Annotated in this window: 12 protein-coding genes; 5 read left to right on the top strand and 7 right to left on the bottom strand. The window is 70.6% G+C overall.

The window, feature by feature from the left end:
- Nucleotides 1-741: a LuxR C-terminal-related transcriptional regulator gene (locus tag ACKTSN_RS18600; protein WP_409470160.1), complete on the bottom strand. Its 741-nt coding sequence runs from the start codon at nucleotides 739-741 to the stop codon at nucleotides 1-3.
- Nucleotides 738-2,036, bottom strand: coding sequence for an ATP-binding protein (locus ACKTSN_RS18605; RefSeq protein ID WP_224734654.1), 1,299 nt, complete (start codon nucleotides 2,034-2,036; stop codon nucleotides 738-740). The genes ACKTSN_RS18600 and ACKTSN_RS18605 overlap by 4 nt, the downstream gene beginning before the upstream one ends.
- Before the next feature lie 179 nt (nucleotides 2,037-2,215).
- Here ACKTSN_RS18605 and ACKTSN_RS18610 point away from each other — a divergent pair, with 179 nt between their 5' ends.
- Together ACKTSN_RS18610 and ACKTSN_RS18615 are read left to right on the top strand one after the other, a co-directional pair.
- Nucleotides 2,216-3,784, top strand: coding sequence for a PspC domain-containing protein (locus ACKTSN_RS18610; protein ID WP_409470161.1), 1,569 nt, complete (start codon nucleotides 2,216-2,218; stop codon nucleotides 3,782-3,784).
- Nucleotides 3,771-4,013: a hypothetical protein gene (locus ACKTSN_RS18615; RefSeq protein WP_409470162.1), complete on the top strand. Its 243-nt coding sequence runs from the start codon at nucleotides 3,771-3,773 to the stop codon at nucleotides 4,011-4,013. Before ACKTSN_RS18610 ends, ACKTSN_RS18615 begins: the two co-directional genes overlap by 14 nt.
- Before the next feature lie 50 nt (nucleotides 4,014-4,063).
- Here ACKTSN_RS18615 and ACKTSN_RS18620 read toward each other — a convergent pair whose 3' ends face one another.
- The 3 genes from ACKTSN_RS18620 to ACKTSN_RS18630 form a co-directional block, all read right to left on the bottom strand.
- Nucleotides 4,064-4,588 (bottom strand): DoxX family protein, encoded by a 525-nt coding sequence (locus ACKTSN_RS18620; protein ID WP_409470163.1) that lies wholly within the window; start codon nucleotides 4,586-4,588, stop codon nucleotides 4,064-4,066.
- Nucleotides 4,589-4,739: 151 nt separating this feature from the next.
- Nucleotides 4,740-6,029, bottom strand: a complete 1,290-nt coding sequence (locus tag ACKTSN_RS18625) for a hypothetical protein (RefSeq protein ID WP_409470164.1) — start codon at nucleotides 6,027-6,029, stop codon at nucleotides 4,740-4,742.
- Nucleotides 6,030-6,268: 239 nt separating this feature from the next.
- Nucleotides 6,269-7,063, bottom strand: coding sequence for a class II aldolase/adducin family protein (locus ACKTSN_RS18630; RefSeq protein ID WP_409470165.1), 795 nt, complete (start codon nucleotides 7,061-7,063; stop codon nucleotides 6,269-6,271).
- A 126-nt stretch (nucleotides 7,064-7,189) separates the two neighbouring features.
- On the opposite strand from ACKTSN_RS18630, the gene ACKTSN_RS18635 reads away from it, so the two are divergent.
- Nucleotides 7,190-7,663 carry a pyridoxamine 5'-phosphate oxidase family protein gene (locus ACKTSN_RS18635; RefSeq protein WP_409470166.1) on the top strand — a complete coding sequence of 158 codons (474 nt, stop codon included), beginning with the start codon at nucleotides 7,190-7,192 and terminating at the stop codon, nucleotides 7,661-7,663.
- Between the two features lie 3 nt (nucleotides 7,664-7,666).
- Here ACKTSN_RS18635 and guaA read toward each other — a convergent pair whose 3' ends face one another.
- Nucleotides 7,667-9,241 carry a glutamine-hydrolyzing GMP synthase gene (gene guaA / locus ACKTSN_RS18640; protein WP_129799218.1) on the bottom strand — a complete coding sequence of 525 codons (1,575 nt, stop codon included), beginning with the start codon at nucleotides 9,239-9,241 and terminating at the stop codon, nucleotides 7,667-7,669.
- Nucleotides 9,242-9,556: 315 nt separating this feature from the next.
- Here guaA and ACKTSN_RS18645 point away from each other — a divergent pair, with 315 nt between their 5' ends.
- Both ACKTSN_RS18645 and ACKTSN_RS18650 read left to right on the top strand, forming a co-directional pair.
- Entirely contained in the window at nucleotides 9,557-9,844 is a 288-nt protein-coding gene (locus tag ACKTSN_RS18645; protein WP_409470167.1) for a chorismate mutase, read from the top strand.
- Nucleotides 9,845-10,422: 578 nt separating this feature from the next.
- Nucleotides 10,423-11,463 (top strand): LPXTG cell wall anchor domain-containing protein, encoded by a 1,041-nt coding sequence (locus ACKTSN_RS18650; RefSeq protein WP_409470168.1) that lies wholly within the window; start codon nucleotides 10,423-10,425, stop codon nucleotides 11,461-11,463.
- A gap of 89 nt (nucleotides 11,464-11,552) precedes the next feature.
- Here ACKTSN_RS18650 and ACKTSN_RS18655 read toward each other — a convergent pair whose 3' ends face one another.
- A complete protein-coding gene (locus ACKTSN_RS18655) occupies nucleotides 11,553-13,358 on the bottom strand; it encodes a GMC family oxidoreductase N-terminal domain-containing protein (RefSeq protein ID WP_409470169.1) in 1,806 nt (601 codons plus the stop codon).
- Nucleotides 13,359-13,375: the final 17 nt, after the last annotated feature.

Raw genomic sequence — 13,375 nt, forward strand, 5'->3', positions numbered from 1 at the left:
TCACACCAGCCGTCGTGCCGTCGCCCACCGCGTCAGCTCGTGCCGGTTGGACAGCTGGAGCTTGCGCAGGACCGCCGAGACATGGGACTCCACCGTCTTCACGGAGATGAAGAGCTGCTTGGCGATCTCCTTGTACGCGTAGCCGCGGGCGATCAGGCGGAGGACCTCGCGTTCACGCTGGGTGAGGCGGTCGAGGTCCTCGTCGACGGGAGGCGCGTCGGTGGAGGCGAAGGCGTCCAGGACGAAGCCGGCGAGGCGCGGGGAGAAGACCGCGTCGCCTTCCTGGACCCGGAAGATGGAGTCGACCAGGTCCGTACCCGTGATCGTCTTCGTCACGTACCCCCGGGCGCCACCCCGGATCACACCGATCACGTCCTCTGCCGCGTCCGAGACGGACAGCGCGAGGAAGCGGACGGGCTGCTCGGTGTCAGCCATCAACGTGGCGCAGCGGCGCAGGACTTCCACCCCGCCGCCGCCCGGGAGGTGCACATCGAGAAGGACGACCTCGGGCCGGGTCGCGGTGATGACCGTGACCGCCTGGTCGACGTCCGCGGCCTCGCCGACGACCTCGACGCCGGTCTGCTCGGTCTGGCCGATCTCGGCCTGGACTCCCGTGCGGAACATCCGGTGGTCGTCGACGAGCACCACGCGCACGTGACGCCGCCCGGCACCGCCGCCCGGCGACTCAGCGGACGCGGCCGCCTCCCCTGCCGTGCCGTTCGCCTCGGTCGGGTCGCTCATGACGTCTTCTCCGCCCTCTCCATCTCCAGCTCGACCTCGGTGCCGCCGCCCGGCACCGCCCGCAACCGGGCCGTACCGCCGTTGCGCTCCATGCGGCCGATGATCGATTCTCTGACGCCCATGCGGTCGGCGGGTATCGAGTCGAGGTCGAAGCCGGGGCCGCGGTCCCGCACGGACACGAAGACCGTCTTCCCCTCCACTTCGGCGTAGACCTGCACGGCGCCGCCCTCGCCACCGTACTTGGCGGCATTGACCATTGCCTCGCGTGCGGCCTGCATCTGTGCGCCGATCTTCTCGTCGAGCGGGCAGTCGCCGACCACGACGACCTCTATGGGGACGCCGTGCTTGTCCTCGACCTCGGCGGCGTTGCGCCGCACCGCGTCGGCGAGGGCGGTCGGCTCGTCCGCCTCGTCCTTGCCGGTGCCCTCGGGCTTGTACAACCAGGTGCGCAGGTCGCGCTCCTGGGCGCGGGCGAGGCGGCGCACCTCGCCGGCGTTCTCCGCGTTGCGCTGGATCAGGGTCAGGGTGTGCAACACGGAGTCGTGGACGTGGGCGGCGACCTCCGCCCGCTCCTGAGCGCGGATGCGCATCAGACGCTCCTCGGAGAGGTCCTGGGTCATGCGCACGAGGTAGGGGCCGGCGAGGAGTGTTATCCCGACGAGGACCGCGAGAGCCGCCTGCAGGACGGAGCCGAGGTGGGCTGCGGAGCCCTGCAGCACGAAGATGCCGGTGACACCGGCCGTGACCAGCAGGACGCCGGCCACTGCGCGCAGCAGCGTGAGCGTTCGTTTGCGGCGACCGACCTCGACCCAGCGGGCCCGGCGGGCGTTGTCAGCCTGGCGCCACACCAGGGCGACGCCCGCGCCGACGAGCACGGTCGGCCAGAGGTAGGCCTGGGCGCCGGTGCCCAGGTTGACGTTGCCCACGAAGACCATGGCCACGACGACCATGAGCAGCAGGGCGACTATCTGGCCCTTGTCCGGCTTGCGGGCCATGAGTTTGCGCCGGCCGTCGGGAGAGGTCTCCGTGGTGACCAGGGACGGTGGCTTCTGTGCTTCGACGCCACCGACGCCGAGCGGCACGAAGAACCAGAACGCGGCGTAGAGCAGCGCGCCGAGGCCGTCGGCCATGAACAGGCCGACGAAGACCAGGCGTACCCAGATCACGGGCAGGCCGAGGTGCCCGGCGAGCCCCCGCGCCACGCCACCGAGCCAGCGTCCGTCACTGCTGCGGTAGAGCTTGCGCGGCGGCCGCGGTTCGGCGAGTGGCGCTGCTGCGGTTGCGGCTTCCGGCATGTCATCGATGGTCACACGGTCGGCGGGCGGGAGCATCAGGGTCGACCCCCGAGACTCCCCTGATCTTCGACGGGCCGGTTCGTCGAACGCCTCCCCGGCGTCGGCTCAGGGGCGATATCAGGGTCCGGCCAGGGTCATTCCGACTCCCGCCGCGGCGGCTCGCCCGTCACCATGGACTCATGACTGATCACCAGCACGCCGCAGACGCCGTGCCCGACGCGGATGCCCTGCCCGCAGCGGCCACCCCGTCCGACGCGGCGCCCGCGACGGGCACAGGTGAGGAACCACGCGCGCACGACGGTGCGGGCGCACCCGAGCAAACGAGCACGCAGGGCGAGGACGGACAGCCGGGCAGGACCGACGAAGGGGCCGGCGCGGCAGGAGAGACGAGCGGGACCGGGCACATGAACGGGAAGACGACGACCGGCGGCGCCGGGGCGCCTCACGCTGCCGGGGCGCCCGAGGATGCCGAGGTGTCCGAGCCGCCCCTGAGGCTCCGGCGGGACCGACGGCACAAGGTGTTCGCCGGGGTGTGCGCCGGTCTTGGGCGGCAGTTCGACATGGACCCGGTGATCTTCCGGATCACACTCGCGGTGCTCGCCGCGACCGGCGGTCTCGGTCTCATCTTCTACGGCTTCGCCTGGCTCTTCGTCCCGTACGACGACGAGGACCAGAACGAGGTGCACAAGCTCCTGACCGGCCGTGTCGACGGGCAGGCGCTCACGGCGGTGCTGTTCGCGCTGGTCGGCTGCGGTGTCTTCCTGACGATGCTGAACAACGGCGGCGTGCTGACCTTCGCCGTCGTGTTGTCCCTCCTCCTCGCGGGCGCCGGGTACTGGTCGCAACGCCGCGGCGCCCCCGACCCCGACCCTCTGGCCGCCCAGGCGGCCGCCGACGCCCCGCCGGAGGCCCAGGCTCCCCCGGTTGCGTCCGCCTACCCGTCCTGGTGGCGCGACCCGATCGTCAAGGACGGCACGCACGTCGGAGGCACCGGCTATCTCTGGGGACCGCACGAATCCCGCGACCGCGACATCGCGGCGGCCGTCAACATCAGCACCCGCGGGAGCGGCCACGAGGACCTTCGTATCCCGCGCCCCGCGCCCCCCAGACCGCCCGGCCCGCGCTGGATAGGCGGCTGGGTCTTCCTGTTCGCCCTGCTCGCCGGTGGCTTCGGCACCCGCGTGACCTGGGACGAGCAGCCGCTGGGCACCAGCCTGCAGACCGGCCTTGCGTGCGCGCTCGCCGTCATCGGTCTGGGCATCGCGGTCAGCGCGTTCCTGGGCCGTACGGGAGCGGGGTCGATCTTCCTGGCGGTCGTCACGGCGGGCCTGCTGGCCGGGGCGGCGGCACTGCCCAAGGAGATCGGCACGGAGTGGATACGGACGACCTGGCGGCCGGCCGCGGTGGCGGACGTGGCGCCGGCCTACGACCTCGGTACCGGCGTCGGCACCCTGGACCTGACCCGGCTGAACCCGGCCAAGGGCCAGACGGTGTCCACGGACGCCGACGTGGGCGCCGGTCGGCTGCTGGTGATCGTCCCGCCGGACGTGACCGTGAAGGCGAGTATCGACGTGGGGTTGGGTGACATCCAGTTGCCGGGCGAGCAGACACAGGACGTGGATGTGCAGCCGGGCAGATACCAGGAGGTGACGCTGAAGCCGGCCTCGGGCACCAAGAACGCGGGCACGGTCGAGCTGGACCTCCATGTGGGTGTCGGACAGGTGGAGGTGAGCCGTGCTGCGTCATGAGTTCCAGCCCGGGAGGCTGGTCGCCGGTTTCTTCGTCACCGTCGCGGGCGTCATCTACGCCGGTGACGCGGGCGACGCCTGGGAGACACCGTGGTTCGTGGTGATCCCCGTGGTCGTGGGCGGCCTGTGTCTGGCCGGGGTCGCGAGCATGGCCGGCAGCGCCATACGCCGACGCCGTGGGACGGACCGCGGACCCCGGCAGGACGCGCCCGTCGGCGCGCCCCGCTGACAGTGCCGGTCGTTGAGCGGCCGGGGTACCGCCCGGCCTCGAGAGTCGGCCTACCGATAGGCCCGTTGCCGCCGCCGGGACCGCAGGGCCGCGTCCAGTGAGAGCAGGGGCGCGCCCGCGAGGACGAGGGGCAGCCAGGCCATGAGGTAGGGGAGGTCATTGCCGTAGTAGTACGGGTCGGAGGCCCAGCTGACGGTCAGCCAGAGGCTGAGCGAGATCAGGGCACCGCCGAGGGCGGCGAGGCGGGTGAGGAGGCCGAGGAGGGCGCCGATACCGACGGCGAGTTCACCGAAGGCGATGGCGTAGCCGAAGGCGACGGGGTTCTCCAGGGCCATGTCGACCAGTGCCGGGATGGCCGAGGAGTCCCGCACGGTGCGCATCATGTCGCCGATGGAGCCGGAGCCGGCGTCTTTCATGAACGCGCTGTCGGTGAGTTTGTCGAGGCCGGCGTAGATGAAGGTGACGCCGAGGAAGACGCGCAGGGGCAACAGGGCGTAACGGGTGGCGGTGTCCCGCCAGTCGCGGCCGCCGTTTAGATGGGGGATGTGCGTGTCCGTACGAATACCGTGAGTCATCGCTGATAGCCGCCTCTCGGACGCCGTGCCGTGGGCCCTCATCAGACGATACGTACGCAAGGGAGGGCCGGCTCAATCGCGTTCCGGCCGGATTTCGGTGAACTGGCCTCAGCAGCAACGCCCGGCTCTTGGCGGGACGTCGGCCCTTCTGTCATTCCGTCACATCGATCGCATACGCATTCGTCTCGACCCCGGCCGCGGTGACCACGCGTACCTCCACCCGTCCGGGCTCCACATCCGCCGGCACGGGCACGGTCAGCAGGCTGTCCGTGGGGTTGCTGAAGCCGCCGGCCACGGGGACGAGGGGGACGTGGACGTGGACCGCGCCGATGCGGACCACCATGCGGGACAAGCGGTCGGCACCGTCGGCACCCGGTGGGACGAAGCCCGCGCCGCGGATCTCGATGTCCTCGCCGGTGCGGATCGGTGCGTCCAGGTCACCGGCCTCGCGGGCGCGGACGACGGAGAGGACGACCGGGCGGCCGCCCTCGGCGTACTTGCCGGCCAGGTAGGTGGCCGCCGACACCAGCACCATCACCGCGAGCCCCCAGGGCAGGTCGGGCAGTTGGTCGGGGCGGCGGGCCAGCCGTACCGCCGCGAAGAGCAGGGCGACGGCGCTGATGACGACGTACTGGATGTCGGCGAAGGTGCCGCGCCCCGAATCGTCCGTCAGCAGGTCGGCAGCCCTCGGCCGGTCCGCGCGGACCTTCTGCAGCCGTTGCCCGAGGACGCGCAGGCCGACCACCCGCCGCACCAGTACCGCGATCGCACACGTGACGGCGAGGACGGTCACCACCCCGGCGCCGCGGGCGAGTTCGAGCCCGGCGATCAGCGCGTCGCGCTCGCCGGGCGCGGAGGCCGCCGCCAGCTGCCCCGCCAGCACGAGCACCGCGTAGGCGACGAACAGCACCCAGAGTGCGGCCACGGCGCGGGAGGTGGACAGGCGGTTGTCCTCGCCGATGACCGGGGCCAGTACCCCGCCGCGCGTCCGGTGGAACCAGGAAGCCGCCGTCAGCACCCCCGCCACCACCAGCGCGGCGCACAGCCCGGCCGTGCGGGCCGTCGTCCAGCCCGCGCCGATCGCGGTCAGCGACTGCATCAGCAGCAACAGCAGGACCAGCGTCCAGGCCGCGTAGGCGGTACGGCGCCACAGGCGCGCCAGCCAGGCCTCGCCCTCCGCCCGGCCGCGTTCGGCGACGGCCGCCGCGGACTGGGTCAGTTCCTCGGAGACCCACTGGCGGGAGGCCGAGACCGAGTGGGCCACGGCCGCCGGCAGGCCCTGCCCGGCCGCGAACTGATCGCGCTTCAGCAGGAATTCGGCGACGGCTCGCCGGTGTCCCGTACGCGCCCCGTGCGGGCAGTCCCCGCAGGTGCAGCCGCCTCCGTGGGCGGCCGCGCGCGCACTCGCGTCCGCGTCCTGTCTCGCTTCCTGCACCGCCACGCCCGACGCCTGCCTTCCCGCGTATCACCGTAGAACGGAGTCGTACATCCAGGGCGTACAACTCCCGTGCGACGACAGCGAATTGTGCCCTACGCCAACCCGGCTCGGGTCCGGCAGGTCTGGTCAGCGCGGGTGAAAGGACGGCCACCGTGTTGACCCGACCGCGAGAATTTCCGTAAGGCCGAGATCATCCAGCTTGACGGAACCCGAACCCGCGCCAGGAACCGTCCGCTACGACACTACGACAGCAGATCCGGCTCACCGCGGCTGATGTCCTGCCACAGCGGCTGGTAGTTGATCCACGCGACCAGGTCACCGCCGAGCTGCTCGCGCGTCGCCACCGCCGACTTGTGGTCGATGAGCACGGGACGCCCGGCCGCTTTGGCCGTGAGCTGCACCTGGCAGGAGCGTTCCATCGACAGGAACCACCAGGCCGCCGCGTCCACCGAGTCGCCGACGGTCAGCAGTCCGTGGTTGCGCAGGACGAGCGCCTTGTGCGAGCCGAGCGCGGCGGCGATCCGGCGGCCCTCCGCGAGGTCGACGGAGACGCCGGAGTAGGCGTCGTACAGGGCGTGGTCCTCATAGAAGGCGCAGCTCTCCTGGGTGATCGGGTCGAGCAGGTCGCCGAGCGCGGACAGGGCGCGGCCGTGCACGGAGTGGCAGTGGGCGACGGCGACGACATCCGGGCGGGCGGCGTGGACCTGGGCGTGCACGGTGAACGCCGCCTGGTTGACGTGGTAGCGGCCGTCGACCACCTGCCCGTCCTGGTTGGCCAGCACCAGGTCGCTCACGGTGACGTGCTTGAACGGCATCCCGAACGGATTGACCCAGAAGCAGTCGCTGTGCTCCGGGTCGCGGGCGGTGATGTGCCCGGACACGCCGTCCTCGAACCCGTACCGCCCGAAGATCCGCAACGCCCCGGCGAGCCGTTCCTTGCGGTGCCGGCGTTCGTCGTCGACCGACTCGTACATCGGCGGCATCGCGAACTGCAGCCGGTCGGTGGGCAGGGGCTGGGGCGGGATGGGCGCGGGCATGGGACCTCCGGCGCTGGGTTCCGGTACGGAGCGGAAGTTACCCGCGGTCAGCGCAGGAGAACAGGGCTTCAGCGACTTACGTGAATCACGACAGAAGATGTCGGATTTCGGGGCCACACTCGTCGCATGACAGCAAACTGGGCATCCTTCGTCGCCGCCGAACCAGACCTCGCGAAGACTGTCGAGGAGCGCTTCGAGGCGTTCACCCATCACACCCTCGCGACCCTGCGCAAGGACGGCTCACCGCGCACCACCGGCCTTGAGGTGCGGTTCCTGAACGACGAGCTGTGGCTCGGCATGATGCCCGACTCCCGCAAGGCGCTCGACCTGCGCCGCGACCCGCGCTTCGCACTCCAGGCGAATCCGGGAGAAGGCACCGGGATGGGCGGCGGGGACGTACGGATCAGCGGGCGGGCGGTCGAGATCGACGATCCCGAGACGAAGGCCGCATACGGCGAAGAGGTGGAACCGCCGGAGCCGTTCCACCTCTTCCGCACCGAGCTGACGGAGGTCGTACGGACCTACGTCGAGGACGACACATACCTGGTCGTCCAGGTCTGGAAGCCCGGCGAAACCCTGCGCACGATCAAGCGCAGGTAGGGATCACTCCCACTCGATCGTCCCCGGCGGCTTCGACGTCACGTCGAGGACGACACGGTTGACGTCCCGGACCTCGTTGGTGATCCGGGTGGAGATCTTCGCGAGGACGTCGTACGGCAGCCGCGACCAGTCGGCCGTCATCGCGTCCTCGGACGAGACCGGGCGCAGCACGATCGGGTGGCCGTACGTCCGGCCGTCGCCCTGGACGCCGACGCTGCGGACGTCCGCGAGCAGGACCACCGGGCACTGCCAGATGTCCCGGTCGAGGCCGGCCGCGGTCAGCTCCTCGCGGGCGATGGCATCGGCCTCACGGAGCAGGTCGAGCCGCTCCTTCGTCACCTCGCCGACGATACGGATGCCCAGGCCGGGGCCGGGGAACGGCTGGCGCTGGACGATCTCCTCCGGCAGGCCGAGCTCCTGGCCGACCATCCGGACCTCGTCCTTGAACAGCTTGCGCAGCGGCTCGATCAGCTGGAACTCGAGGTCCTCGGGCAGGCCGCCGACGTTGTGGTGGGACTTGATGTTGGCGGTGCCGGTGCCGCCACCGGACTCGACCACGTCGGGGTAGAGGGTGCCCTGGACGAGGAACTCGACCGCGGGACCCTCGTCCGCGATGATCTCGGCCTGCGCCTGCTCGAAGACCCGGATGAACTCCCGGCCGATGATCTTCCGCTTCTCCTCGGGGTCGCTGACCCCGGCGAGCGCCTTGAGAAACCGCTCCTCAGCGTCGACGACCTTCAGGTTCACCCCGGTCGAGGCCACGAAGTCCTTCTCGACCTGCTCGGTCTCCCCCTTGCGCATCAGGCCGTGGTCGACGTAGACGCAGGTCAGCTGGGAACCGATGGCCTTCTGGACGAGGGCGGCGGCGACGGCGGAGTCCACACCGCCGGACAGACCGCAGATCGCGCGCTTGTCGCCGACCTGCGCGCGGATCGCCTCGACCTGCTCCTCGATGACGTTGCCGGTCGTCCAGGACGGGGTGAGGCCGGCACCGCGGTAGAGGAAGTGCTCCAGCACCTGCTGGCCGTGCGTGGAGTGCATGACCTCGGGGTGGTACTGGACGCCGTACAGCTTCTGCTCGTCGTTCTCGAAGGCGGCGACCGGGACGACGTCCGTGGACGCCGTGACGGTGAAGCCCTCGGGGGCGGCGGAGCAGGCGTCGCCGTGCGACATCCACACGGCCTGCTCGGCCGGGGTGCCCTCGAAAAGGGTGGAGGACGACTTGGAGACGTGCAGGTCCGTACGGCCGTACTCGCGGGCGCCGGTGTTGTCGACGGTGCCGCCGAGGGCCTGGGCCATCAGCTGGAAGCCGTAGCACATGCCGAAGACGGGCACGCCGGACTCGAAGATCTCGCGGTCCAGGCGGGGCGCGCCCTCCTCGTACACGGACGAGGGCCCGCCGGAGAGGATGATCGCCGCCGGGTTCTTGGCGAGCATCTCCTGAACCGGCATGGTGCTCGGCACGATCTCGCTGTAGACCCGGGCCTCGCGGACGCGTCGGGCGATGAGCTGGGCGTACTGCGCACCGAAGTCGACGACCAGGACGGTGTCGGGGGCGGCGGGGGTCGCTGATGACACGGGTTGCCTTCCGGCGGCTTGAAAGGGGCTGTACCACCGATTCTAACGGGGCTGCCGCAGGTGGCTCCCGTCTCAGGATGCGAACCGGGTTGGCCGTCACCGGAGGTCACGGCATACTGACCCCATGCTCACGTACGCGACCTTCCTCTTTACCTATGGCAACCGGCCCGCCGGCTGCCATGGTCGTGCCGCTTGAGCAACTGACAAGCGACTTCCCAGGCGCCCCGGGCCGACAAGGTCCGGGGCGCCTGGCGTTGTCTCCGGATCCTGTCGCTCCGGGGCACTCACACCACCGTCCAGCGAGGAGCCCCTGCCATGACCGCCACCGCAGCGGAGAAGACCGGCGCGCACACGCCCGAGGCCGTCGACGTGATCACCGGCGCGCGTGAGCGCATCGACGCACTCGACGACCGGATCATCGGCCTGATCCAGGAACGGATGGCCGTCTCGGCCGTCATCCAGGAGGCCCGGATCACCTCCGGCGGCCGCCGGGTGAATCTCTCCCGGGAGATGGAGATCCTCGGCCACTACCGGGAGGCGCTCGGCAAGCCCGGTACGACGCTCGCGATGACCCTGCTCGAACTGTGCCGCGGCCGGATCTGAATCGGCGTTCCGTGTACGCACGTGCGCATGCCTCTCACCCGTACGGCGCGTGACCGCCGCACGAGACGCTTCGTTGGTCCCGGTGTCCGTGCCAGCCAGGGGCGGGCCCGAAAGAACCACGCGTGGCTCGCTGGAGCGATGAGACGTACGGATCGTGCCGTGCGTCGTGGGACCTCGCTCCAGGGAAGTGACCGGACGGCAGGGGACAGCAGGCCGGTCACCCAAGAGAACGGTCGGCTCCGGGGACGCCCGGGGCCGACCGGCGGAACTGTCCAAGGCTTCATCAAGGCCAGCGGCGCAACCCCCCGGCGTCGCTCCCAGGCACCGGCGCAGCCCTGACGCCGGTGCTGACGAAAGAAGGGCCCCGCGGCTCCGCCCCGCGGGGCCCTTCGCGTGTGCGCGTCCGGGCACTGTAAGTGACTCAGGTCACATAAGAATTGCGTGAAGTGCGGGACAACCATTCACAGGCCTCGTGGATCAAACCTGCTGAACCAAGGGTCACACCCGCGCCCCACACGCGGAGCCCTCCGCCCACGCGTGCTGCCACGCCGTAGCACACCGGACTACACGAGGACTTCATGAAGCTTCGCCGTGCCCTGGCAGCCGCCGCCGCGACCGCAGCGATAGCCCCGATGGCGCTGCTCGCGGCACCGGCCGCGTACGCGACCGACGGAACGGGTTCCCCGTCCCCGACCGTGACCGACACGGCGTCACCGCCCCCGACCGAGACGGCGACCGATACGCCGTCCCCGACCGCGACCGAGACGGCCACCGAAACCGCCACCACCACGCCGACCGAGACGGCGACCGGGACGTCGTCCCCGACCGCGACCGAGACGGCCACCGAAACCGCCACGGCCACCCCGACCGGTTCGGCCTCCGCGTCCGCCTCCGCCACGCCCAGCCCGAGCGCCTCCACCCCGGAGGAGGAGCCCGACCTCTGCGAGAACGCGGACGACGAGTCCGTCGGCCTCAGTGAGGACCTGCGCAGCGGTCTGTCGGGGCTGCCCGAGACCATCGTGGCCGGCAGCGGATGGACCGGGTTCTCCTTCAACGTCTCCAACAGCGGTGACGAGGAGATCAAGAACATCAAGCCGCTGATCGGCGTGGCCGCGCTCGGCTGGGACGAGCAGGACTACTCCGGCCAGATCACCGTCCAGGTCTTCGACAAGGCCACCGGCTCCTGGAAGACGCTCGCGGACGCGGCCGGCGAGGGCGCGACCTTCGACGCGTTCTCGCTCGGGGCGGGTCAGTCGACCTCGTACAAGCTGCGGCTGAGCGTCAGCGGCAAGGTGCCCGACGCCATCGGTCTGACCGGCGGCTTCGCGCAGTACTCGGACGCCGACGGCTGCTGGCTCGCCGACGACCCGAACGGATGGGTGTACTTCTTCGACATCCTCGCCGCGGGCTCGGACGCCGGTAACCCCCCTGACGCCAAGCCGCAGGGCGGGATGGCCGACCTGGACGACGTGAACTCCGTCGACGCCACCGGCAGCCTCGCCAACACCGGTTCGAACTCCGCGCTGCCCATGATCGGCCTGGTCGGCGGTGTCGCCGTCGTCGCCGGTGCGGGTGCGGTGTTCGTCGTGCGGCGCAACAAGGCGGGTGCGCAGGCGTAAGGCGCCTGACGCGGCTCGGTAGGGCTTCACCGCAAGACAGAGAGAGGGACCTGCGCTCGGAGGGGGGCGCAGGTCCCTCTCTCGTTTGCCTACGGCTTGGGCGGCACCGCCGGTATCCCCAGGAACGGCAGCTTCAACGCACCGAACGCCTCCGCCGGGACCACCGGGGACTGCGGCTCCACCGGCTTCAGACGCTCGTACGCCGCTCCCTGCGCCGGACGCGGGTCCGCCTCGCCCTTGTTGGGCCAGAACGACATCGCGCGCTCTGCCTGCGCGGTGATCGTCAGGGACGGATTCACGCCCAGGTTCGCGGAGACCGCCGCCCCGTCGACGACCGAGATGCCGGGGTGGCCGTACAGGCGGTGGTACGGGTCGATCACGCCGGTCTCGTGGGAGTCGCCGATCGGGCAGCCGCCGAGGAAGTGCGCGGTGAGCGGGGTGCCCATCAGTTCGCCGATGTTGCTGCCCGGGAACCCGTTGATCTCGGCGGCGATCGCCGACGCGCCCTCCGAAGCGGCCCTGATCTGCTTGGGGTTGGGGGCGCCGTGGCCCTGGCGGGCGGTCAGCAGGCCCTTGCCGACGCCGTCCGGCTTCAGATACGTCGTCAGGGAGTTGTCCAGCGACTGCATCACCAGGCCGATGATCGTCCGCTCCGACCAGCGGTGGTTGTTGAGCGAGCGGAGCATCATCAAGGGGTGACGGGCGGCGTTGCGCAGGAAGGCCAGGACGCGGGACGAGCCCTCCGTGTACGGGATCTGCAGGATGGCCAGGCCGCCCATCGAGTTGGAGCCCTTGCCGTAGCGGACCGGTTCGATGTGGGTGTTGGCGTCGGGGTGGACCGAGGACGTGATGGCGACGCCGCGGGTGAAGTCGACCTTCTTCTCACCGGTGACCTTGCGGTAGCGGCGGTTGGTGGTCTGCGCGCCGACCAGGGCCTCGGAGTTGGTGCGGGTCAGCTCGCCGAGCCGGTCGGAGACGTACGGGAGTCGGCCGGTCGCCTTCATCCGGTGCAACAGCGTCTGGGTGCCGTAGGTGCCGGCGGCCAGCACGACCTGACGGGCCCGGAAGGTGCGGCCCCTGCCCTTCTTGCGGTTGTCGGTGGGGAGGGTGGTGACGGCGTAGCCGCCGCGCGAGTCGTCCGTGACCGACACGACCGTCGTCAGCGGGTGCACGACCGCGCCCGCCTTCTCGGCGAGGTGGAGGTAGTTCTCGTTGAGGGTGTTCTTGGCGCCGTGGCGGCAGCCGGTCATGCACTCGCCGCACTCGTTGCAGGTGTTGCGCGCGGGGCCCGCGCCTCCGAAGTAGGGGTCGGGCACCTGCTCGCCGGCGCGGGCCGTGGCCTTTCCGTCGGCGTCCTTGCCGTCGCCGAAGAACACTCCGACCGGCGCGAGATGGAAGGTGTCGCCGACGCCCATCCGCTGGGCGGCCGCCTTCAGATGGACGTCGGAGGGCGTCATCGTCGGGTTCAGGCGGACGCCGAGCATGCGTTGCGCCTGGTCGTAGTACGGCGCCAGCTCCTCCTGCCAGTCGGTGATGTGCCGCCACTGCGGGTCCTCGAAGAACGGCTTCGGCGGTACGTAGAGGGTGTTGGCGTAGTTGAGGGAGCCGCCGCCCACGCCGGCGCCGGCCAGGACCATGACGTTGCCCAGCAGGTGGATGCGCTGGATGCCGTACATGCCGAGCTTGGGGGCCCAGAGGTAGTTCTTCAGGTCCCAGGAGTTCTTGGGGAGGGTTTCGCGGGTGAAGCGGCGGCCGGCTTCCAGGACGCCGACGCGGTAGCCCTTTTCGGTGAGGCGGAGGGCTGTGACAGAGCCGCCGAATCCTGATCCGACGACGATCACGTCGTAGTCGTACCCGTCCTCGTCCCGGGTGTGGACAGACTTCTCCTGCGACACGTGCTCTCCTCGTTGAG

The organism is Streptomyces flavusporus, assembly GCF_046267975.1.
GTDB lineage: Bacteria > Actinomycetota > Actinomycetes > Streptomycetales > Streptomycetaceae > Streptomyces > Streptomyces flavusporus.

Excerpts from the sequence above, each read along its gene's own strand:
- ACKTSN_RS18630 (WP_409470165.1), bottom strand. The coding sequence starts at position 7,063 with ATGCCCGCGCCCATCCCGCCCCAGCCCCTGCCCACCGACCGGCTGCAG.
- ACKTSN_RS18645 (WP_409470167.1), top strand. The coding sequence starts at position 9,557 with ATGACCGCCACCGCAGCGGAGAAGACCGGCGCGCACACGCCCGAGGCC.
- ACKTSN_RS18620 (WP_409470163.1), bottom strand. The coding sequence starts at position 4,588 with ATGACTCACGGTATTCGTACGGACACGCACATCCCCCATCTAAACGGC.
- ACKTSN_RS18600 (WP_409470160.1), bottom strand. The coding sequence starts at position 741 with ATGAGCGACCCGACCGAGGCGAACGGCACGGCAGGGGAGGCGGCCGCG.
- ACKTSN_RS18650 (WP_409470168.1), top strand. The coding sequence starts at position 10,423 with ATGAAGCTTCGCCGTGCCCTGGCAGCCGCCGCCGCGACCGCAGCGATA.
- ACKTSN_RS18605 (WP_224734654.1), bottom strand. The coding sequence starts at position 2,036 with ATGCCGGAAGCCGCAACCGCAGCAGCGCCACTCGCCGAACCGCGGCCG.
- ACKTSN_RS18635 (WP_409470166.1), top strand. The coding sequence starts at position 7,190 with ATGACAGCAAACTGGGCATCCTTCGTCGCCGCCGAACCAGACCTCGCG.
- ACKTSN_RS18610 (WP_409470161.1), top strand. The coding sequence starts at position 2,216 with ATGACTGATCACCAGCACGCCGCAGACGCCGTGCCCGACGCGGATGCC.